Below are 21,722 nucleotides of genomic sequence, written 5' to 3' on the forward strand. Positions count from 1 at the left end.
GCAGAAATGATGATTATATTTCTCTGGTATCCACTATCATTTGTAATAGTAACAAAAAAGGAGAAAACATGGAAATCTTTCTAACGAGTATATCGGGAATCCTAGTCATTTTGGGTATGATTTTAGTGGGATTCGTAATGGGTGAAAAAGGCTGGTTTGACGACAAGTCACGTGGTCTTATAGCTAAGCTAGTCACTCAAATTGCCCTTCCTTGTTATATGCTCTATACGATTACACAGCGTTTCACAGCGGCAGACCTACTTAAAATGTTGCCGGAATTGCGTTTTCCTACACTTTCTATGGTGATTTTACTCGGGATTGCGACAGCGGTGGCTAGAATTTTTGCAGTGAAAAAGGAGCGTCGTGGTCTCTTTATTTCCATGTTTTTTAATTCGAATACCATTTTTGTGGGGCTCCCTATCAATCAAGCCCTCTTTGGCGACGCTAGTATCCCCTATGTTCTTATCTATTATATGTGCAATACGACCTTTTTCTGGACCTTGGGGACCTACCTCATCCAACGTGATGGGGAAGGAGACGCTGAATTTGATTTAAGAACAAGTCTGAAAAAAATCTTTTCCCCCCCTCTAATGGGCTTCATGTTAGGCCTTCTTATTGTTATCCTCCATATTAAATTACCAAGCTTTTTAGCCAGTGACTTGCAGTATTTAGGTAGTTTGACGACTCCTTTATCTATGATTTTCATCGGTTTGTCAGTATCCAATGCAGGTGTCAAGCAGTTGGTTCTTAAAAAGGACCAGTTACTGATTTTGCTGGGACGCTTTGTGGTTGCTCCTCTCTTAATGGCTACCATCGTATATTGGGCGCCCCTCCCAACTTTGATGAAGCAAGTTTTTATCATCCAGTCGGCTATGCCTGTCATGACCAATGCTCCAGTCGTTGCTAAACTATATGGGGCTGATAGTGATTACGCTGCTGTCATGGTTACTGAGACTACCCTTGCTACCATGATTGTAATTCCAATTTTGATGGTCCTTATGGCTTAAAAATAATCAAGTAACCCCGGTTTTTCTGGGGTTTTTTAAATTTGTAAAAAAATTCAAAAAAAGTTTACGAAAACGCTTTACAAATTGTAAAAAGATGCTATAATAATTACATAAGTTATGCAAACGTTTGCATCAAAACGTAGGAGGAAATGAAATGAATAAGCTAAAAGAAAAATTTGGCTTTGAGTTCTGGCAAAAATTCGGTAAAGCCCTCATGGTTGTTATCGCGGTTATGCCAGCAGCAGGTCTCATGATTTCTATCGGTAAAACGATTGCCATGATTAATCCAAACATGGCACCACTCGTTATTACTGGTGGATTTCTTGAGCAGATTGGTTGGGGGGTTATCGGTAACCTTCACATCTTGTTCGCCCTTGCCATTGGTGGTAGCTGGGCTAAGGAACGTGCAGGCGGTGCCTTTGCGGCAGGTCTTGCCTTTATCTTGATTAACCGTTTGACTGGTTCAATCTTTGGTGTTACTTCAGATATTCTTGCTGATAAGGCTGCTACAGTCCACACCATTTTTGGTCAATCAATCAAGGTATCTGATTACTTCATCAGTGTTTTGGAAGCTCCAGCCCTCAACATGGGTGTGTTCGTAGGTATCATCTCTGGTTTCATCGGAGCTACTGCCTTCAACAAATACTATAACTTCCGTAAATTGCCAGAAGCTTTGTCATTCTTCAATGGTAAACGCTTCGTACCATTCGTAGTTATTCTTCGTTCAGCTATCGCAGCTATCGTCCTTGCTATCGTATGGCCAGTTATCCAATCAGGAATCAACGGCTTCGGTATGTGGATTGCCAACTCAAAAGAAACTGCTCCAATCTTGGCACCGTTCTTGTTCGGTACTTTGGAACGTCTTCTCTTGCCATTTGGTCTCCACCACATGTTGACTATCCCAATTAACTACACTCAATTGGGTGGTACTTACCACGTATTGACTGGTGCCGCTAAAGGTACTGAAGTATTGGGTCAAGACCCACTCTGGCTTGCTTGGGTTACTGACCTTGCAAACCTTAAAGGTGCACACCCAGAACAATACAAACACCTTCTTGAATCTGTTACACCAGCCCGCTTTAAAGTTGGTCAAATGATCGGTTCATTCGGTATCTTGATGGGTATCGTCGTAGCCATCTACCGTAACGTCGATGATGATAAAAAACATCAATACAAAGGGATGTTGACTGCAACTGCACTTGCAACATTCTTGACAGGGGTAACAGAGCCAATCGAGTACATGTTCATGTTCGTGGCTACTCCACTTTACATCGTTTATGCTTTGGTACAAGGATGTGCCTTTGCCATGGCTGATATCGTTAACCTTCGTGTTCACTCATTCGGTTCTATCGAGTTCTTGACACGTACACCACTTGCTATTAACGCTGGTTTGGCGATGGATATCGTTAACTTCATTTGGGTAACTGTACTCTTTGGTGTTATCATGTTCTTCATCGCGAACTTCATGATTAAGAAATTTGACTACGCTACACCAGGACGTAACGGTAACTATGAGCAAGGTGATGATGCTCCATCAGAATCTGCTGGATCAGCAAGTGCTGGAACAAGCTCAGCAAGCTCACAAGTTATCAACATCATCAACCTTCTTGGTGGACGTGCTAACATCGTCGACGTTGACGCATGTATGACTCGTCTCCGTGTTACTGTTAAAGATGCTGATAAAGTCGGAACTGAAGAACAATGGAAAGCTGAAGGAGCTATGGGTCTTGTCATGAAAGGACAAGGGGTTCAAGCTATCTATGGTCCTAAAGCAGACGTATTGAAATCTGATATTCAAGACGTTCTTGATTCAGGTGAAGTTATTCCTGAAACACTTCCAAGTCAAATGACTGCTGTTCAAAAAGCAGAAGCTACCTTCAAAGGTGTGACTGACGAAGTACATTCAGTTGCTGATGGTCAAGTTATCAACATCGAAGATGTTAAAGACCCAGTATTCTCACAAAAAATGATGGGTGACGGTTTCGCTGTAGAACCAGAAAACGGTAAAATCGTTTCACCAGTAGCTGGTAAAGTGACAAGCATCTTCCCAACTAAACACGCTCTTGGTTTGGTAACAGACAATGGTCTTGAAGTTTTGGTTCACATCGGACTTGACACTGTTAGTCTTGAAGGTAAACCATTCGACGTTAAAGTTACTGAAGGTCAAACAGTTGCTGCAGGTGATCTCTTGGTTGAAGCGAACCTTGATGCTATCCGTGAAGCAGGTCGTGAAACATCTACAGTTGTTGTCTTTACAAATGTAGATGCAATCAAATCAGTTAAAGTAGAACATACAGGTAAATTGGCTGCTAACGCTCCAGTTGCAAAAGTAGAACTTTAATTTGCTAAACGATAAACAAGCAGACAGCCCTTGGGCTGTTTTGTTTGTAAATGACCCTATGTCATTTCTAGATGCAAGTCAGAAGAGGGATAAACTTATGAAATTTCTAACTTTAAATACCCACAGTTGGATGGAAGAAGATGCAGAAGGGAAATTCCAAACCTTAAAGGAACAGATTCTTAAAGCTCAGTATGATATTATTTGCTTCCAAGAAGTTAACCAAGAAATAGAGACTTCTGTTGTAGACACGGATGATTACTATCATGCACTTCCATCAGCAACACCAATCCACCAAGATCACTTTGTCCGTCTTCTTGTGGAAAAGTTGGCTGAAGAAGGTCTTCAATACCATTGGACTTGGGCTTATAATCACATTGGTTATGATCACCTTAATGAAGGGGTTGCCGTCTTGTCACGTCAACCATTGACAGCTAGCGAAATCTTGGTTTCAGATGTTGATGATCCAACTGACTACCATACACGCCGTGTAGCAGTTGCTGAAACCACTGTAGATGGCCGAGAAGTGGCTGTTGCTAGTGTTCACCTTTCATGGTGGGACAAAGGTTTCCAAGAAGAGTGGGTACGTATTGAGGAACGTTTCAAAGCTATTGGAAAACCACTCATCCTAGCAGGTGACTTTAACAACCCAGCAGGTCGCGAAGGTTATCAAGCCATTTTGGCTAGCCCACTCAATCTTCAAGATAGTTTTGAAGTAGCTAAAGAAACAACTGGTAGCTATACAGTTGGACCTGGTATCGATGGCTGGAAGGGCAATGAAGAGCCTTTACGTATCGATTATGTCTTTGCAAGCCAAGAGTGGACAGTAAATCGCCTTAGTGTCATTTTTGATGGAAACAATCAACCTCTAGTAAGTGATCACTATGGCCTTGAAGCAGACCTTGCATTTAGATAGTAACTGTAGCCTATCTTGACCTAATAAGGGTAAAAAGTATTGTCAAAAGATAAATAAAAGAGTAGAATAAAGGGTAGAATTGATTTTTTTAAAGGAGAAACTAATGGCTCATATTACATTTGATTATTCAAAAGTATTAGACAAATTTGTTGCACCACATGAAGTGGAATACATGCAAGCACAAGTTACAGCAGCAGATAATGCTCTACGAAACGGAACAGGTCCCGGAGCAGAAATGACAGGCTGGTTGAATCTGCCTGAAGAATATGATAAAGATGAATTTGCTCGTATTCAAAAGGCGGCTGCTAAAATCCAATCTGATAGTGAAGTGTTAATCGTCATCGGTATTGGAGGATCTTATTTAGGGGCACGTGCAGCGATTGATTTCTTGAATAATTCTTTTGTAAATCTACAAAGCAAGGAAGAACGTAAGGCACCTCAAATCCTCTATGCTGGAAACTCTATCTCATCAAGCTATTTGGCTGATTTGGTAGACTATGTATCAGACAAAGATTTCTCTGTCAACGTTATTTCTAAGTCAGGAACAACTACAGAGCCTGCTATTGCTTTCCGTGTCTTCAAAGAACTCTTGGTTAAGAAGTATGGTCAGGAAGAAGCAAATAAACGGATTTATGCAACTACAGACCGCGCTAAAGGTGCAGTTAAGGTTGAAGCAGATGCTAATGGCTGGGATACTTTTGTAGTGCCTGATAGTGTTGGTGGTCGTTTTACAGTATTGACAGCAGTGGGACTCTTGCCAATCGCAGCTGCAGGGGCTGATATCAGCAAGTTGATGGAAGGAGCAAATGCTGCTCGCAAGGCTTATGCTTCTGATAAGTTGGCTGAAAATGAAGCATATCAATATGCAGTTGTACGCAATATCTTGTACCGTAAAGGTTATCTGACAGAAGTTCTAGCTAACTACGAACCATCATTGCAATACTTCTCAGAATGGTGGAAGCAATTGGCTGGTGAGTCAGAAGGTAAAGACCAAAAAGGTATTTACCCAACTTCAGCGAACTTCTCAACAGACCTGCACTCTTTGGGGCAATTTATTCAAGAAGGAACTCGTATCCTCTTTGAAACAGTTATTCGTGTAGATAAGCCTCGCAAAAATGTGTTGATTCCTGAATTAGCAGAAGACTTGGATGGCCTTGGCTATCTGCAAGGAAAAGATGTTGACTTTGTCAATAAGAAAGCAACAGATGGAGTGCTGTTAGCTCATACAGACGGCGGAGTGCCAAATATGTTTGTGACCCTGCCTGAGCAAGATGAGTTCACTTTGGGCTATACTATTTACTTCTTTGAGTTAGCTATTGCTCTTTCTGGCTACCTGAATGGTATCAATCCATTTGACCAACCAGGTGTGGAAGCATACAAGAAGAATATGTTTGCCTTGCTTGGTAAACCAGGCTTTGAAGAGCTTGGTGCTGAGTTGAATGCACGTCTTTGATTCTCATATGCTTTGAGTTCATTTAGAATATAAAAAGATCCACAAGTTCATTTCTAGTGGATTTTTTAGTACAAGCCTCTTAATTAGTTTATTAATTTTGGCTCTTTGTCAACTGTAGTGGGTGGCGAAAAGCTAACATCTAGAGAGGACCAGATAGGTCTTCTCTTTTTTTATGTTTAGAGTGATGAAGATACGTTTCTTAAAGTTGATGAAGTTTCTAAAACCGAAGCCCAACCGTTTGATGTCTTTAATCAACTTGTTAGTAGCTTCCAGTTTTGCGTTTGAATAGTCTGTTTCTAGTGCATTTTGGATGTATTGCTTGTGTCTAAGAAAAGTCCTAAAGACCGTTTGAAAATAGTGATTGACCTTGCTTCTATTTTCCTCTATCAGCTCAAAGAACTCATCTACTCTCTTCTCCTGAAAGTGAAAAAGCAAAAGCTGATAAAGAGTATAGTAGTCGGTGAGCTCTTCTGAAAAGACCAATGTCTTCTCAATGACTTCATGTGGGCTTAAGGTTTGACAAAATGTCTTCGAGTGAAATGAGTTACAAGATAGCTTACGACTGTCCTTTTGAAAAAGTCGCCAGTGATTTTTCAAGGCTCGATAAGGTAGTGACTTCTTATCGAACTGGTTCATAATCGCAATTCTTGTCTTTAAAAAGGCACGTCCAAGGTACTGGATAATGTGAAATCGATCAAGAACAATTTTGGCGTTAGGGAAAAGTCTTCGAGCTAGTGGCATATAAGTTCCTGACATATCTATCGTGATAAACTGTACCTTTTGGCGAGCTTTCAACGGATACTTCAAAAAGTAGTTTCGAATAGTGGTTTGACGGCGATTATCGAGGATAGTTATGAGTTTGTTGGTCTCATAGTCTTGCGCCACAAAAGCGAGTTCACCTTTCTTGAACCCAAGCTCATCCCAGGACATAACAGCTGGGAGTTTGTCATAATGCTCCTTGAAAGTAAACTGGTCAAGTTTACGATAGACAGTGGATATCGATACACGAAGTCTTCTGGCAATATCCGTTAATGATAGCTTTTCAGTTAGAAGTTGAGCAACCTTTTGTCGGACAAGGTTTGAGATTTGGTGATTTTTCTCAACGATTGATGTCTCAGCGACCGTGACTCGCCTACAACTTTTACACTGGAAGCGACGTTTCTTCAGACGTAGTAGTGTCGGAGTTCCAGCTTGCTCTAGAAGAGGGATTTTAGAAGGTCTTTGAAAGTCATATTTAATCATCTTTCCTTGGCAATGTGGGCATGGTGGTGCAGGGTAATCCAGTTTTGCATGAATTTCGATATGAGTATCAGTTTCAAAAACAAGAGAAATAATGATGTTAGGGTCTTTAATTCCGATTAATTCTGTGGTATTCTTAATAGGTCTCATAAGTTCTTCCTAATGGTAGTTTCGTCGCTTTTCATTATAGTTCTTATGGGACTTTTTGTGTATACTCAAAAAGCTCTATAATCTCTATAGTGGTTTTACCCACTACAGAAATTATAGAGCCGTAATCAGATAAGATCAGCTTTGGCTGGTCTTTTTTTAACCATTTGTAGGCTAAAACTCTCCATTAATGATTTCTTGTAGCTTAATTTACGAACTTTTATTCTAAACGTTTCGGACGGGCTAGTTGGGTTTTGTGGCTCTTTAATTTAGGGATGATTGTTGCTATAATTAGTTCAAGCATAGGAGGATGAATCATGATTGGACCTGTGGAAATGGGTGCTTTGTTGAAAAAAATTCGTTTATCAAAGAATTTGACATTGAAAGAACTTGCTAGTGATTATTTATCAGTATCTTTCTTATCAAAATTTGAACGTGGAGAATCTGATATCTCATTATCTAGATTTTTTCTTTTGTTAGATAAATTGGATGTCAGTATTGAAGAGTTCTATGGTATTTTATCTCAAGATAATCCGACTCATACTGAAAAGTTATTAGAAAGTGCTAGTAAGGCTTATTATCAAAACGATAGTTTATCGTTACAGAAGTACGCTGGAGAAGAGCGTCGTAAATTTGAGCTCACACAAGACAAATCATTTCTCTATAACAGTATTATGCTAGAATCTTTTTTGGCAAGTGTTTCAAATAAAGAGGTTGATGAAAATAAGGTAAGGGAATTAACAGACTATCTTTTTAGCATTGAACAATGGGGAAAAAGAGAGTTAATCATATTAGGAAATAGTATGTCGTTTATTTCCACCCAGACACTTAATGTTTTGACCAAGGAGATTGTGTATAGAACTAGACTTTTTGGAAATAGCGACTCAAATCAAAGAATCCGAATTAGTCTTCTTATTAATGCAGCTTATGAATTTTTACGACGTGATGAACTAGATTCAGCGAAATACTATTTAGATTTAGTCAATGATAGTGGAATTCCTGAGGTCCTCTTATATGAAAGACATGAGTTGATATTTGTAATGGGGTCTTACTTGATAAAGTCGGGTGAAGTTGCTGAAGGGAGAAATCTAATTGAGGGGTGTTTAGAAACTCTTAGGACTTTAGGTGCGGAAAAGTTATTGCTTGCTAAGGAATCAGAGTATCAAGAGTTGTTAAATTCCACTATATGACAATTTTATAGAGTGAGTTAAAAAATAGAATAAACTAAGACCATAGTACGACATCACTATGGTTTTTAATTTTCAATGGATATATGGTATTCCAATGTCTTCAATTTATCCAACTGATTATATACCAAGGTGATTTAGATTGTGAGGAAATCTATGAGAACCTATATTCTTAAATACAAGTATGACAATTTAGTTCATATCCTACTGTTAGCACTGAATGCTGCTATTTTCGTGAGTGCCTCGGTAACCTTAGCTTTAATGACGAATCAGCTGGTATCTAAGCGAATCCAATCTTTTTTAGCTCTCTTAGGTCTAGAGGTAGGTCTTTACATTATTTATTTAGTTTTGAATTATATTATTGCGGTACATCAAACAAAATTAATCCAAAAAATGACTTTGTCTATTCGTCAGTCTTATCTTAGTAAAATTATTCACCATTCTTTTAGTGAATTTAGAAAGAGTGATATTGGAGAGCATCTCTCAGTATTAAATAATGATATCCAATTGATTGAATCAAATGGCTTTTCAAGTATTTATACTCTTTGTTCAACAGTATTCACCACTTTGTTTTCAATTATCGCCTTATTAAGTTATGATGTAAGGATTGTTCTGCTAGCCATTTTTTTAACTTTGTGTCTGACTTATCTTCCCAAACCATTTACCAATAAAATGCAGAAATCAATGGAGATATTTTCCAAAGCGAATGAGGAGCTTGTTTCTGGAATAAGCGATCAGTTATATGGATATGCGGATGTTTATTACGCTAGTCGTAAACAGATATTTCTTAGACAAGTGAGGTCCATTGTTGAGAAATATATTGTACAAAAAATTATTTTTACAAAAAGAAAGACTAGCACTGAGACGCTGATGGCTTTATTTTCAGTTATCGCCCAGATGTTGATACTTCTTCTAACTGGCTTGTTAATTATTTTTGGAAATATTACTGTTGGAACCATTACCTCAGTAGGACAGATATCAGGTAATATTTTTAACTCTCTATCCACCATTAATCAGCTGCAAGTGACCATTAAGTCTGTCAATCCTATCTTAAAAAAATTTCACGATTTTCCAGAGGGTCCAAAGACTTGTATAGCGACAATTCAGGATGTTCATTTTGAGAATGTAAGTTATCATTTTGGAGAGAAGGCTATTTTTGAGGGATTCACCCAAACCTTTAAAAAAGGAGGCAAGTATGCTATTACTGGATGCTCAGGTAGTGGGAAGTCAACCCTGCTTAATATATTCCTAGGCAATCTTAAAGATTACGAGGGAACAATCTTGTTTGGAAAATTGGAGTCAAAAGAGATTGATGAGAACTCAATCGTGTCTAAATGTGCCTATGTTGGGAGTCAAACTCATATCTATAATGATACCTTGAGGAACAATCTAACTCTTTGGAATGAAGTTATTACTGATACGCAGATCAAGGAAGTTCTTGAAAGAGTTAATCTTTTATCTTTCTTAAGTCGTATAGATGAGCAAGTAAGCGACGGTAGCTTTTCGGAGGGTCAAAAACAAAGAATAGGCCTGATAAGAGCGTTTTTAAAAGGAAGTTCTGTTGTGATTTTTGATGAAGCCACTGCAAATCTTGACCATAATAATGCTACTCGTATTGAGCACCTTTTATTAAGTGATCCTAATATCACTTATATCACGGTTACCCACCATCTTATAAAGGGAAATGAACCATATTTTGATAAGATTATTCGTTTGGGAGAGGGGACTGAGTAAATGTTTCATATGATAAATGCTTAGGATTTATTTCAATTTTACTAACGGCAGTCAAAGTGCTATAATGTAAGGGATTGTGAATTTAGCAAGCTTTGCTATTTTCAAAAAAGAAAAAACAAATCAGAGATACAAATCTCTTAGAAGAGGTGAATCCCATGGGACGTAAATGGGCTAATATCGTTGCTAAGAAAACTGCTAAAGATGGTGCAAACTCTAAGGTTTACGCTAAGTTTGGTGTCGAAATTTATGTGGCTGCTAAACAAGGTGAACCAGATCCAGAATCAAACTCAGCTTTGAAATTTGTTTTGGAGCGTGCTAAACAAGCGCAAGTGCCAAAACACGTTATTGATAAGGCCATTGATAAGGCTAAAGGTAACACTGATGAAACTTTCGTTGAAGGACGTTATGAAGGTTTTGGACCAAATGGTTCTATGATTATCGTAGATACTTTGACTTCAAACGTTAACCGTACAGCTGCTAACGTACGTACTGCCTTTGGTAAAAACGGTGGTAACATGGGTGCTTCAGGTTCTGTTTCATACATGTTTGATAAAAAAGGTGTTATCGTATTTGCAGGTGAAGATGCAGATGCTATCTTTGAACAATTGCTTGAAGCAGATGTAGAAGTTGAAGATGTAGAAGCAGAAGATGGTACTATCACTGTTTATACTGAGCCAACAGATCTTCACAAAGCTTTGGAAGCTCTCCGTGCTAACGGACAAGAAGAGTTCCAAGTGACTGAACTTGAAATGATTCCACAAACTGAGGTTACTCTTGAAGGTGAAGACCTTGAAGTTTTCGAAGGACTTATTGATGCGCTTGAAGCAGACGATGATGTTCAAAAGGTATATCACAACGTAGCAGATATGTAATCTCATTCAACACTTTCCATCGTAAGGAAAGTGTTTTTATGTGGTCTGTCTAAGGATTTGTCTTGCTTGTCCTGACTTAATCTGATATAGTAGTAGCCAAGTGAATTATTGGAGGAATACGAAATATGAATATGATGCTAGTTTTGGCCATTTATGTGGTCGCAATTGTTGCTTATGTGGCTTTCAGCCGTCGTCGCCAAGCAAAGGCACAGGAAGATCGTTTTGCAGGTCTTGCTAAGGGTGCTGAGGTTGAAACAATCGGTGGTTTGATTGCTATTGTCGATGAGATTGACAAAGAAAATAATCGTATTGTTTTGGATGCAGAAGGTGTTTTCTTGACCTTTGATTTGAGTCGTTCAATCATGAAAGTAATCACACCAGCACCAACTACAGAAACAGCAGAAACAACTAAAAAGACAATTATCGAAGAAGATTCAGCAATTGAGTCTGCTGATGAAAAGTAAGATGTGTATTTGAGACTAGGTTAAATCCTGGTCTTTTTGCGTTTTCTAATCTTATCGGTATTAAAAGCTGTTCAGAACCCCTGAAAATGTGGTAAAATAAAGGGTAAACTATATTTAGAGGATATACCATGTTTAAATTTAGAAAAAAATCTCATCAAGAGGTTCTAGACAATATTCCCAACCATATCGGTATTATTATGGATGGAAATGGTCGTTGGGCTAAAAAACGTCTACAACCACGTGTGATGGGGCATAAGGCTGGGATGGACGCCTTGCAAAAGGTAACTATCGAAGCGTCACAACTTGGAGTTAAGGTATTGACAGTATATGCCTTCTCAACTGAAAACTGGTCACGCCCACAAGATGAAGTGAAATTCATCATGAATTTGCCAGTTGAATTTTTTAACAAGTATGTACCAGAATTAGACAAAAACAATGTTCGTATTTTGACAATCGGAGATAACAGTCGTCTGCCTAAGGAAACCTTAGATGCTCTTGAAAAGGCAGTTGAGCAGACAAAACATAATTCCGGTTTGGTTCTCAACTTTGCACTGAACTATGGTGGTCGTGCGGAGATTGTATCTGCAGTTCAAGCGATTGCTAAAGAGGTTGAAGCAGGCAAACTCAGTCCTGAAGCTATTGATGAAGATCTCATTGCTAAGCATTTGATGACAGATAAATTGCCTTACCTCTACCGTGATCCAGATTTGATTATCCGTACGAGTGGCGAGCTTCGTCTTAGTAATTTCTTGCCTTGGCAATCTGCCTATAGTGAGTTTTACTTCACAGATGTTTTCTGGCCAGACTTTGACCAGCAGGGGCTACGTCAAGCCATCTCTGACTACAATAAACGTCACCGTCGCTTCGGTGGTGTCTAGAAAGGACCTCTCATGCAAGAACGTTTAATTGGTGGGGGTGTGGCAGCAGCCATTTTCCTCCCATTGCTCTTTATCGGTGGTCTTCCTTTCCAACTTTTGGTTGGAGCCATGGCCATGGTTGCAGTGTCTGAGATGCTTCGCATGAAGCACTTGGAGATTTTCTCTATCGAGGGTATTTTATCAATGGTGGCAGCTTTTATCTTGGCTGTACCGATTGATCGGTATTTTATCAGTCTTCCAACAAATGCTAGTGTGACAGGTTTCGCTGTTATTTCATTTTTGATTCTAGCAGGGACTGTCCTTAATAGCGACCACTATTCTTTTGATGATGCAGCTTATCCAATCGCATCTGCCTTTTATGTTGGTTTTGGTTTACAAAATCTCATTGCAGCACGTTTGGATAGTTGGGAAAAGGTTCTCTTTGCCCTTTTTATTGTTTGGGCAACGGATATTGGGGCTTACCTCTTTGGTCGTCAATTTGGTCAGAATAAGTTATTGCCAAAAGTATCACCAAATAAGACTATTGAAGGTAGTGTCGGTGGTATCTTATCAGCAATCATTGTGGCTCTTATCTTTGGGTTGATTAACCACGGAGTTTATGCCCCTCATAACTTCTTCTGGTTGCTTATCTGTACGATTCTCTTTAGTATTTTTGGTCAATTTGGTGATTTGGTTGAATCAGCTATTAAACGTCACTTTGGCGTTAAAGACTCAGGCAATCTCATTCCTGGGCATGGTGGTATTTTGGACCGTTGTGACAGCTGGATTTTCGTTTTCCCAATCATGCACTTCCTAGGACTTTTTTAAGAGTGGGGGTGTCTAGATGAAAGCTATTATTACCTTTTTACTGATTTTCTGTGTGATTGTCGTTTTCCATGAGTTTGGTCATTTCTTTTTCGCCAAACGTTCAGGAATTTTGGTTCGTGAATTTGCCATTGGTATGGGACCGAAAATTTTTGCACACACTGGTAAGGATGGTACCGTTTATACTATCCGTATCCTCCCTTTGGGTGGTTATGTCCGTATGGCTGGTTGGGGTGAAGATACAACTGAGATTAAAACAGGTAGTCCTGCTAGTCTAACGATTGGATCAGATGGTAAGGTAAGACGTATCAACCTTTCGGATCGCCAGGTTGACCAGACGGCTTTACCTATGAACGTCACTGCCTATGATTTGGAAGATAAGTTAACCATTACAGGTCTAGTCCTAGATGAGAGCAAGACCTATGAGGTTGACCATGATGCCACTATCGTTGAGGAGGATGGTACAGAACTTCGTATCGCTCCTAAGGATGTCCAATATCAAAATGCTAGCATTTGGGGACGCTTAATTACCAACTTTGCTGGTCCTATGAATAACTTCATTCTTGGGGTGCTTGTCTTTATTATCTTAGCCTTTGTTCAAGGTGGTGTTCAAGACACATCAACCAACCGTATTCAGGTGGCTGATGGTGGTGCTGCTCAGGTAGCAGGCTTGAAAAATGGTGATGCCATCGAGGCCATCAATAAGGACAAGGTTACTGATTGGGACAGCTTGAAGGAAGCATTGACAGAGAATACTCAAAAATTCTCCAAAGGTGACAGCCTTTCTGTGACGGTTAAGAGAAGTAACGGTCAGGAAGAAACGGTCTCTGTTAAACCTAAGGAGAGTCAAGGTAGCTACTTTTTGGGTGTTTCTCCTGCCTTAAAAACAGGTCTAAAAGATAAGATTTTTGGTGGTTTCCAAATGGCTTGGGAAGGGGCCTTCAAAATTCTCGTGGCACTCAAGGGGCTTATCACCAACTTTAGTTTGAATAAACTTGGTGGACCAGTTGCCATGTTCCAGATGTCTGCCCAGGCTTCAGAAAGTGGCTTGATTTCCATTCTTAACCTTATGGGGATGCTCTCAATTAACTTGGGAATTTTCAATCTTATCCCAATTCCAGCCCTTGACGGTGGAAAAATTGTTATGAATATTATTGAAGCCATTCGTCGTAAACCACTTAATCAAGAAATTGAAAGCTATATTACACTTGCAGGTGTTGCTATCATGGTTGTTCTTATGATTGCAGTCACTTGGAATGATATTATGCGTGCTTTCTTTTAATTAGAAACAAAGAAACGAAAGGAAGTCTAAGGGACTTGACCCAAGGGCCAGCCTCCTTAGTATGTAAATGATGAAACAAAGTAAAATGTTGATTCCAACACTTCGTGAAATGCCAAGTGATGCTCAAGTTATCAGTCATGCCCTTATGGTACGTGCGGGTTACGTGCGTCAGGTTTCTGCTGGTATTTATGCTTATATGCCATTGGCAAATCGTGCTATCGAGAAATTCAAAACCATCATGCGTGAGGAGTTTGAAAAAATCGGTGCGGTTGAAATGTTGGCGCCAGCGCTTTTGACAGCAGATTTGTGGCGTGAGTCAGGCCGTTATGAAACTTACGGTGAAGACCTCTATAAATTGAAAAACCGTGATAAATCTGACTTTATCCTCGGTCCAACTCACGAAGAAACGTTTACAGCCTTGGTTCGTGATGCAGTTAAATCATACAAACAATTACCACTTAATCTCTACCAAATCCAATCAAAATACCGTGATGAAAAACGTCCTCGTAACGGTCTTCTTCGTACACGTGAATTTATCATGAAGGATGCTTATAGTTTCCACCAAAACTATGAAGATTTGGATGTAACCTATGAAGACTACCGTAAAGCTTACGAGGCTATCTTTACACGTGCTGGCCTTGAATTTAAGGGAATCATCGGTGATGGTGGTGCCATGGGTGGTAAGGATTCTCAAGAATTTATGGCGGTCACTCCTGAGCGTACAGATCTCAACCGTTGGGTAGTTCTTGACAAGTCAATTGCTTCATTGGATGAGATTCCAGAAGATGTCATGGAAGAAATCAAAAAAGAATTGACATCATGGTTGGTATCTGGTGAAGACACAATCGCCTACTCTACAGAGTCAAGCTATGCAGCTAACCTTGAGATGGCAACAAACGCCTACACACCAGCGACCAAGGTTGTGACTCAAGAAGAAGTGACTCGAGTTGAAACGCCAGACTGCAAGTCAATTGATGAAGTCGCTGCTTTCTTGAATGTTCCAGAAGAACAAACCATCAAGACTTTGCTTTTCATCGCTGATGATGAACCAGTGGTGGCTCTTCTTGTCGGTAATGATCAGGTTAACGATGTGAAGTTGAAAAACTACCTTGCAGCTGATTTCCTTGAACCAGCTACAGAAGATGAAGCACGTCAAGTCTTTGGCGCTAACTTCGGTTCTCTTGGTCCAGTTAACCTTCCTGAAAATGTTCGCATCGTTGCGGACCGTAAGGTTCAAGACGTGGCTAATGCGGTTGTTGGAGCCAATGAAGATGGTTACCACTTGACAGGGGTTAACCCAGAGCGTGACTTCAAGGCAGAATACGTGGATATTCGTGAAGTTAAAGAGGGTGAAATTTCACCAGATGGTCAAGGTGTCCTTCAGTTTGCGCGTGGTATCGAGATTGGTCATATCTTTAAACTTGGTACACGTTACTCTGAAAGTATGGGTGCTAATGTTCTTGATGAGAATGGCCGTGCTGTTCCAATTATCATGGGATGTTACGGCATCGGCGTTAGCCGTATCTTGTCAGCTGTGATCGAACAACATGCACGTCTCTTTGTTAACAAGACCCCAAAAGGTCAATACCGCTATGCATGGGGAATTAACTTCCCTAAAGAATTGGCTCCATATGATGTTCACTTGATCACAGTTAACACTAAGGATGAGGAAGCCAATGCTTTGACAGAACGTTTGGAAGCTGCTCTTATGGCTGAAGGCTATGATGTCTTGACAGATGATCGTAATGAGCGTGTTGGTTCTAAATTCTCTGACAGTGACCTTATCGGACTTCCGATCCGTGTGACAGTTGGTAAAAAAGCCAGCGAAGGTGTTGTCGAAGTTAAAATCAAGGCAACAGGTGATACTATTGAAGTTAATGCCGATAACTTGATTGAGACACTTGCTATCTTAACAACAGAACAAGATGCTTAAGATTAAAAAATCTTTTCTTGCAGGAGCAAGAAGAGATTTTTCTTTTGTAGTGATAGTGATGAATTGAGAGAAAAGAGAGTAAATTCCAATTTGACAGAATTGTCTAAATAGTGTAAACTTAAGACTATCATAACTACGGAGGCATCACATGCTTAATAAAGCGACCCATTTGGGAAATCTTAAAGCTTTTTATTACTTTAGTTTCTTTAGATAGGACGTTTGTGTTTCAGGATACAAGCGTCAGTCAGTTTGTATCTATGAAGCTAAAGCATTTTGTGATGGATTAGCCGATTAGATGAATAGGTCTAACCGGTGACATAAGCTAGCCTATGCTAGTCAAGATGCAGAAAACCAGTTGGGCCTGTCCTAACTGGTTTTTTCATACCGTGGTCTATTTTTAGTTTTCTTTTGACCTTTAGATGTCTAAAAAATGGTGAATTCTAGCCAACTTTTTATAAGGTCAAAAGGTGATGGTCTTTGGACGACGGACTTTAGGATCTGATGAAGCGATGTAAGGTCTAATTTGCTTGCTTTTGACCATATCGTCTCGGAAAAAGCATAAAAGAAAATTGGAAATAGATAGAATAAAAAATAGAGGTATACAAGATGAAGAAATTCTTGGTCAGTATGATGGCTGTTATCACAGCTGTCCTCTTGGTAGCATGTTCCAATGCTTCTAATAAAGATTTGGTTCACGTCGGTGTGCTCCAATATGTGGAACATCCTTCCTTGTCAGCGACACGTAAAGGGTTCATTGAAGAACTCAAAGAGGAAGGTTATGTTGACGGTAAGAACATCAAAATTGATTATCAGAATGCACAAGGGGATCAGTCTAACTTGCAGACGATTTCTCAGTCGCTTATTGAAGATAACGATCTTATGTTGGCTATCGCAACCCCAGCAGCTCAGTCTTTGAGTAGTTTGACAAAGGACAAGCCAATTCTCTTTACAGCTGTTACAGATCCTGTCTCAGCTAAATTGGTTAAGTCTATGGACAATGTTGGAGGAAATGTGACAGGGACAAGTGACATGTCACCTATCAACAAACAAGTTGAGTTGTTGAAAAAGGTCCTTCCAAATACTAAAAAAGTTGGGATTATGTACACGACCAGCGAGCGTAACTCAGAGGTTCAGGTTGAAGAAGCCAAGAAATACTTCAAGGAAGCTGGTATTGAAACGGTTATTAAGGGAATTTCATCCACCAATGATATCCAAGACACAGCCAAGAGCTTGATGAGTCAGACCCAAGTCATCTTCATCCCAACCGACAATACTATTGTTAGTGCTATTAATACCTTGGTAGATCTTTCTAAAGAGACTAAGGTCCCAGTTGTTGGTAGTGACGCTGGTAGTGTAGAAAAAGGTGTCCTATTCACTTATGGAACCAACTATGAAGCTCTTGGTCGTCAAACAGGTAAGTTGGCAGGCCGTGTTCTCCGAGGTGAGAAGGTCAAGGATGTCGATGCAGAGTATCCTAAAACACTAAATGTTGTGGTTAACCATGACATGGCTAAAGAACTTGGCATTGATGTTTCTAGCATTAGTGATGAGGAATCTAAAGTATCAACGAAAGATGACAAACCGATTGCCAAAAAAGATAAGGGTGTCATTAAGCTCAAGGTGAATAAGTCATCGAAGAATGGATTTTCAAATGTGGTGCTAACAGCCATTTCTCAGGGACTTCTCTGGGCAATCATGGCTATTGGGGTCTTCATTACCTTCCGTATTTTGGACCTTGCTGATTTGACAGCTGAAGGGGCTTTCCCACTTGGTGCTGCTACGACAACTATCATGATTATCCGTGGAATCAACCCAATCTTTGCGACTTTAGGTGGTTTTGTAGCTGGTATGCTTGCTGGAGCTGTGTCTGGCTTTATGCATACGAAAATGAAGATACCAGCACTTTTAACAGGGATTATTACCTTAACGGGGCTCTATTCCGTTAACCTTTTGGTTCTTGGAAGTGCCAATGTCTCTCTTTCAGGACATAATACGCTAGTAACTATGGTGATGGGACTCGGTTTGTCTAAGCTGAATGGTGTGATTCTATTAGGACTGATTTTTGTTAGTCTGGTAGTGCTTATGTTGGTTGTTCTCCTTAATACGCAGGTTGGTCTGGCCCTTCGTGCGACAGGTGATAACCTTGCCATGGGTGAAGCCAATGGTATCAAGGTTGACCGTATGAAGATTCTTGGCTACATGATTTCCAATGGTTTGATTGCCCTATCAGGTGCTCTCCTAGCTCAAAACAATGGCTATGCGGATATGAATATGGGTACTGGTACAATCGTAAATGGCTTGGCTGCAATTATCTTGGCTGAAGTTATCGTCAAGTATCTACCACTTGGTAAACGCCTGTGGTCAATTGTTGTAGGAGCTGTTCTTTACCGTCTGGTCTTGGTTATTATCCTTGCCATGAACGTTGATGCTCAAATGTTGAAATTGGCTTCAGCCATCTTGCTTGCTGTCATCCTATATGTACCAGAAGTACGACAAAAATTGAAAATCAAACCTAACAAATCCTTGACTTTAGGAGGTGACAAGTAATGGCTTTACTTAGTTTACAACAGATTCACAAGACCTTTGAAAAAGGCACAGTCAATGAAAATCACGTCCTTCGTGGTTTGGATCTCGACATTGAGCAGGGAGACTTTATCTCTGTTATTGGAGGAAATGGTGCTGGTAAATCAACCTTGATGAATTCAATCGCTGGTGTTCTTAGTATTGATGAAGGGGATATCTTGTTGGAGGGTCAATCTATTAAGAAAGCATCTGTAGATGAGCGCTCTAAAGACATTAGCCGTGTTTTCCAAGATCCTCGAATGGGGACAGCGACAAACCTTTCTATTGAAGAAAATATGGCGATTGCCTATCGTCGAGGTAAGAAACGTAGCTTCTTTAAAAAGTCTATTACTGAGAGTGAACGTCAAGTGTTCAAGGAAGCCTTGATAGATCTTGGTCTTGGGCTTGAAAATCGTATGAAGACCGATGCTAATTTCTTGTCAGGTGGACAACGTCAGGCCTTGACACTTGCTATGGCGACCTTGGTTCGTCCAAAGATTTTGCTTTTAGATGAACATACAGCTGCGCTAGATCCAAAGACAAGTGATATGGTTATGAATTTGACACGTAAGATTGTTGAAGAACAAGAGTTGACAACTCTTATGATTACCCATAATATGGAACATGCTATCGAATATGGGAACCGTCTGGTCATGCTCTATCATGGTAAAATCGTCGTCGATGTGCGAGGTGAGGAAAAGAAAAATCTCACTGTTGCAGAACTTATGGACCTCTTCCACAAAAATAGTGGACAAGTCCTCAATGACGATGCCTTGGTACTCGGTTAATAAGCAAAAAGAAACTATCCAAAGTTCAGATTTTGGGTAGTTTTTTCTTGACTATTTTTGACCAAGTGCTAAAATAAATATATAGATTAGCACTCTTGGTTAATGAGTGCTAAAAATAACGTTTCACACGTTACTAATAACAAATAACATTTGGAGGTAATTGGTATGGCATTGAAACCATTGGGCGATCGTATCGTTGTCCGTTTTGAAGAAACAGAAGAAAAAACAGCTAGTGGCTTTGTATTGGCAGGAGCCAGTCATGAAGCTACAAAGACTGCTGAGGTTTTAGCAGTAGGTGAAGGAATCCGTACTCTTACTGGTGAATTGATTGCACCTAGTGTTGCAGCAGGCGATAAAGTCCTTGTTGAAAATGGTGCAGGTGTCAATGTTAAAGACGGAGATGATTCCGTTTCAATTATCCGTGAAGCAGATATTTTAGCGGTCCTAGCTTAGGTCAATGCTAATCAGATATAAACTAAGATAAAGAAGGAGTAACTATGGCAAAAGATATTAAATTTTCATCAGATGCACGCGCAGCAATGGTTCGTGGTGTTGATACTTTGGCTGATACAGTTAAGGTAACACTCGGCCCTAAAGGTCGTAACGTGGTTTTGGAAAAAGCTTTTGGCTCACCTCTTATCACTAATGATGGTGTGACAATTGCTAAAGAAATTGAACTCGAAGATCACTTTGAGAATATGGGTGCTAAGCTCGTCAGCGAAGTAGCTTCAAAAACGAATGATATTGCCGGTGACGGAACAACTACAGCCACTGTTTTGACACAGGCTATCGTCCGTGAAGGTCTCAAAAATGTAACGGCTGGTGCTAATCCAATCGGTATCCGTCGTGGGATTGAAGCAGCTGTAGCTACAGCCGTGGAAGAGCTTAAAGCTATTGCTCAACCAGTTGCCAATAAGGAAGCCATTGCCCAAGTTGCAGCTGTTTCATCACGTTCTGAAAAAGTTGGTGAATACATTTCAGAAGCAATGGAACGTGTGGGTAATGACGGTGTTATCACTATTGAAGAGTCTCGTGGTATGGAGACAGAACTCGAAGTGGTTGAAGGTATGCAGTTTGACCGTGGTTATCTTTCTCAGTACATGGTTACTGATAATGAAAAAATGGTCGCTGACCTTGAAAATCCATTTATCCTTGTGACTGACAAGAAAATTTCAAATATTCAAGATGTCCTCCCACTCTTGGAAGAAGTGCTTAAGACCAGTCGTCCACTTTTGATTATTGCTGATGACGTGGATGGTGAAGCTCTTCCAACACTTGTTCTTAACAAGATTCGTGGAACTTTCAATGTCGTTGCTGTTAAGGCGCCTGGCTTTGGTGACCGTCGTAAAGCGATGCTGGAAGACATTGCTGTATTGACTGGAGCAACTGTTATTACTGAGGATCTTGGTCTTGAACTTAAGGATGCAACTATGGCAGCACTTGGTCAGGCTTCGAAAGTAACTGTGGATAAGGATAGCACAGTTATCGTTGAAGGAGCAGGAAGCGTAGAAGCCATTGCTAACCGTGTTAACCTCATTAAATCTCAATTGGAAACAACAACATCTGAATTTGACCGTGAAAAACTTCAAGAACGTTTGGCTAAATTGTCAGGTGGGGTTGCTGTCGTTAAGGTTGGTGCAGCCACTGAAACAGCCCTCAAAGAAATGAAGCTTCGTATCGAAGATGCTCTTAATGCTACTCGTGCCGCTGTTGAAGAAGGTATCGTTGCTGGTGGTGGTACAGCCCTAGTCAATGTTATTGCTAAGGTAGCTGAACTTGACCTTGAAGGTGACGACGCTACAGGACGTAATATTGTCCTCCGCGCCTTGGAAGAACCTGTTCGTCAAATTGCTTATAATGCCGGTTATGAAGGGTCAGTTATCATTGATAAATTGAAGAATAGCCCAGTTGGTACAGGCTTTAACGCTGCCAACGGTGAGTGGGTAGATATGGTTGAAGCAGGAATCATTGATCCAGTTAAGGTCACACGTTCTGCCCTCCAAAATGCCGCTTCAGTAGCTAGTCTTATCTTGACAACTGAAGCAGTTGTTGCCAACAAGCCTGAACCAGAGGCTCCAGCAGCGCCAGCTATGGATCCAGGAATGATGGGTTACTAAG

The 21,722-nt window shown here is 40.2% G+C and carries 16 protein-coding genes and 1 pseudogene; 16 read left to right on the forward strand and 1 reads right to left on the reverse strand.

Annotated features, from left to right (window positions below; all coding sequences use genetic code 11):
• Positions 1–68: 68 nt before the first annotated feature.
• The 4 genes from PCY16_RS03470 to PCY16_RS03485 all read left to right on the forward strand — a co-directional run bounded on the left by PCY16_RS03470 (position 69) and on the right by PCY16_RS03485 (position 5,714).
• On the forward strand, positions 69–1,007 hold the full coding sequence (locus PCY16_RS03470; RefSeq protein ID WP_037600155.1) for an AEC family transporter: 939 nt from the start codon (positions 69–71) through the stop codon (positions 1,005–1,007).
• A gap of 154 nt (positions 1,008–1,161) precedes the next feature.
• Entirely contained in the window at positions 1,162–3,348 is a 2,187-nt protein-coding gene (locus tag PCY16_RS03475; protein ID WP_037600157.1) for a PTS transporter subunit IIBC, read from the forward strand.
• 97 nt (positions 3,349–3,445) lie between these two features.
• Entirely contained in the window at positions 3,446–4,261 is an 816-nt protein-coding gene (locus PCY16_RS03480; protein WP_037600399.1) for an endonuclease/exonuclease/phosphatase family protein, read from the forward strand.
• A 103-nt stretch (positions 4,262–4,364) separates the two neighbouring features.
• On the forward strand, positions 4,365–5,714 hold the full coding sequence (locus PCY16_RS03485; protein ID WP_022496539.1) for a glucose-6-phosphate isomerase: 1,350 nt from the start codon (positions 4,365–4,367) through the stop codon (positions 5,712–5,714).
• A 139-nt stretch (positions 5,715–5,853) separates the two neighbouring features.
• Here the strand turns inward: PCY16_RS03485 and PCY16_RS03490 are convergent.
• Positions 5,854–7,103, reverse strand: a pseudogene (locus PCY16_RS03490) (ISL3 family transposase).
• Between the two features lie 314 nt (positions 7,104–7,417).
• Between PCY16_RS03490 and PCY16_RS03495 the strand changes: the two are divergent.
• The 12 genes from PCY16_RS03495 (at position 7,418) to groL (ending at position 21,721) form a co-directional block, all read left to right on the forward strand.
• Positions 7,418–8,290, forward strand: a complete 873-nt coding sequence (locus PCY16_RS03495) for a helix-turn-helix domain-containing protein (RefSeq protein ID WP_037600167.1) — start codon at positions 7,418–7,420, stop codon at positions 8,288–8,290.
• Between the two features lie 153 nt (positions 8,291–8,443).
• The gene (locus PCY16_RS03500; protein WP_022496557.1) at positions 8,444–10,021 is read left to right on the forward strand and encodes an ABC transporter ATP-binding protein; all 1,578 of its coding nucleotides are present in this window, start codon (positions 8,444–8,446) and stop codon (positions 10,019–10,021) included.
• A 155-nt stretch (positions 10,022–10,176) separates the two neighbouring features.
• A complete protein-coding gene (locus tag PCY16_RS03505) occupies positions 10,177–10,893 on the forward strand; it encodes a YebC/PmpR family DNA-binding transcriptional regulator (protein WP_002883635.1) in 717 nt (238 codons plus the stop codon).
• A gap of 125 nt (positions 10,894–11,018) precedes the next feature.
• Positions 11,019–11,357, forward strand: a complete 339-nt coding sequence (locus PCY16_RS03510) for a preprotein translocase subunit YajC (RefSeq protein ID WP_002886455.1) — start codon at positions 11,019–11,021, stop codon at positions 11,355–11,357.
• 128 nt (positions 11,358–11,485) lie between these two features.
• Positions 11,486–12,235: an isoprenyl transferase gene (locus PCY16_RS03515; RefSeq protein WP_002886457.1), complete on the forward strand. Its 750-nt coding sequence runs from the start codon at positions 11,486–11,488 to the stop codon at positions 12,233–12,235.
• Between the two features lie 12 nt (positions 12,236–12,247).
• Positions 12,248–13,042, forward strand: a complete 795-nt coding sequence (locus PCY16_RS03520) for a phosphatidate cytidylyltransferase (RefSeq protein WP_037598929.1) — start codon at positions 12,248–12,250, stop codon at positions 13,040–13,042.
• A gap of 16 nt (positions 13,043–13,058) precedes the next feature.
• Complete coding sequence (rseP, locus tag PCY16_RS03525; RefSeq protein WP_049553845.1) at positions 13,059–14,321, forward strand: RIP metalloprotease RseP; 1,263 nt, start codon at positions 13,059–13,061, stop codon at positions 14,319–14,321.
• A gap of 70 nt (positions 14,322–14,391) precedes the next feature.
• A complete protein-coding gene (locus PCY16_RS03530) occupies positions 14,392–16,254 on the forward strand; it encodes a proline--tRNA ligase (RefSeq protein ID WP_096832809.1) in 1,863 nt (620 codons plus the stop codon).
• 606 nt (positions 16,255–16,860) lie between these two features.
• A complete protein-coding gene (locus PCY16_RS03535; protein ID WP_084915090.1) occupies positions 16,861–18,801 on the forward strand; it encodes an ABC transporter substrate binding protein in 1,941 nt (646 codons plus the stop codon).
• Entirely contained in the window at positions 18,801–19,604 is an 804-nt protein-coding gene (locus PCY16_RS03540; protein ID WP_002889814.1) for an ABC transporter ATP-binding protein, read from the forward strand. The genes PCY16_RS03535 and PCY16_RS03540 overlap by 1 nt, the downstream gene beginning before the upstream one ends.
• Positions 19,605–19,769: 165 nt before the next feature.
• On the forward strand, positions 19,770–20,057 hold the full coding sequence (groES, locus tag PCY16_RS03545) for a co-chaperone GroES (protein ID WP_002883604.1): 288 nt from the start codon (positions 19,770–19,772) through the stop codon (positions 20,055–20,057).
• Between the two features lie 44 nt (positions 20,058–20,101).
• A complete protein-coding gene (gene groL / locus PCY16_RS03550; RefSeq protein WP_070838903.1) occupies positions 20,102–21,721 on the forward strand; it encodes a chaperonin GroEL in 1,620 nt (539 codons plus the stop codon).
• Position 21,722: the final 1 nt, after the last annotated feature.

Source organism: Streptococcus sp. SS4 (genome assembly GCF_030440125.1).
In the GTDB taxonomy this organism is placed as follows: Bacteria; Bacillota; Bacilli; order Lactobacillales; family Streptococcaceae; genus Streptococcus.

What these genes read in the sequence shown, in the direction of transcription:
- PCY16_RS03505 (WP_002883635.1), top strand. Translation starts at nt 10,177, where the DNA reads ATGGGACGTAAATGGGCTAATATCGTTGCTAAGAAAACTGCTAAAGAT.
- rseP (WP_049553845.1), top strand. Translation starts at nt 13,059, where the DNA reads ATGAAAGCTATTATTACCTTTTTACTGATTTTCTGTGTGATTGTCGTT.
- groES (WP_002883604.1), top strand. Translation starts at nt 19,770, where the DNA reads ATGGCATTGAAACCATTGGGCGATCGTATCGTTGTCCGTTTTGAAGAA.
- PCY16_RS03535 (WP_084915090.1), top strand. Translation starts at nt 16,861, where the DNA reads ATGAAGAAATTCTTGGTCAGTATGATGGCTGTTATCACAGCTGTCCTC.
- PCY16_RS03495 (WP_037600167.1), top strand. Translation starts at nt 7,418, where the DNA reads ATGATTGGACCTGTGGAAATGGGTGCTTTGTTGAAAAAAATTCGTTTA.
- PCY16_RS03530 (WP_096832809.1), top strand. Translation starts at nt 14,392, where the DNA reads ATGAAACAAAGTAAAATGTTGATTCCAACACTTCGTGAAATGCCAAGT.
- PCY16_RS03470 (WP_037600155.1), top strand. Translation starts at nt 69, where the DNA reads ATGGAAATCTTTCTAACGAGTATATCGGGAATCCTAGTCATTTTGGGT.
- groL (WP_070838903.1), top strand. Translation starts at nt 20,102, where the DNA reads ATGGCAAAAGATATTAAATTTTCATCAGATGCACGCGCAGCAATGGTT.
- PCY16_RS03515 (WP_002886457.1), top strand. Translation starts at nt 11,486, where the DNA reads ATGTTTAAATTTAGAAAAAAATCTCATCAAGAGGTTCTAGACAATATT.
- PCY16_RS03520 (WP_037598929.1), top strand. Translation starts at nt 12,248, where the DNA reads ATGCAAGAACGTTTAATTGGTGGGGGTGTGGCAGCAGCCATTTTCCTC.
- PCY16_RS03500 (WP_022496557.1), top strand. Translation starts at nt 8,444, where the DNA reads ATGAGAACCTATATTCTTAAATACAAGTATGACAATTTAGTTCATATC.
- PCY16_RS03475 (WP_037600157.1), top strand. Translation starts at nt 1,162, where the DNA reads ATGAATAAGCTAAAAGAAAAATTTGGCTTTGAGTTCTGGCAAAAATTC.
- PCY16_RS03540 (WP_002889814.1), top strand. Translation starts at nt 18,801, where the DNA reads ATGGCTTTACTTAGTTTACAACAGATTCACAAGACCTTTGAAAAAGGC.
- PCY16_RS03480 (WP_037600399.1), top strand. Translation starts at nt 3,446, where the DNA reads ATGAAATTTCTAACTTTAAATACCCACAGTTGGATGGAAGAAGATGCA.
- PCY16_RS03510 (WP_002886455.1), top strand. Translation starts at nt 11,019, where the DNA reads ATGAATATGATGCTAGTTTTGGCCATTTATGTGGTCGCAATTGTTGCT.
- PCY16_RS03485 (WP_022496539.1), top strand. Translation starts at nt 4,365, where the DNA reads ATGGCTCATATTACATTTGATTATTCAAAAGTATTAGACAAATTTGTT.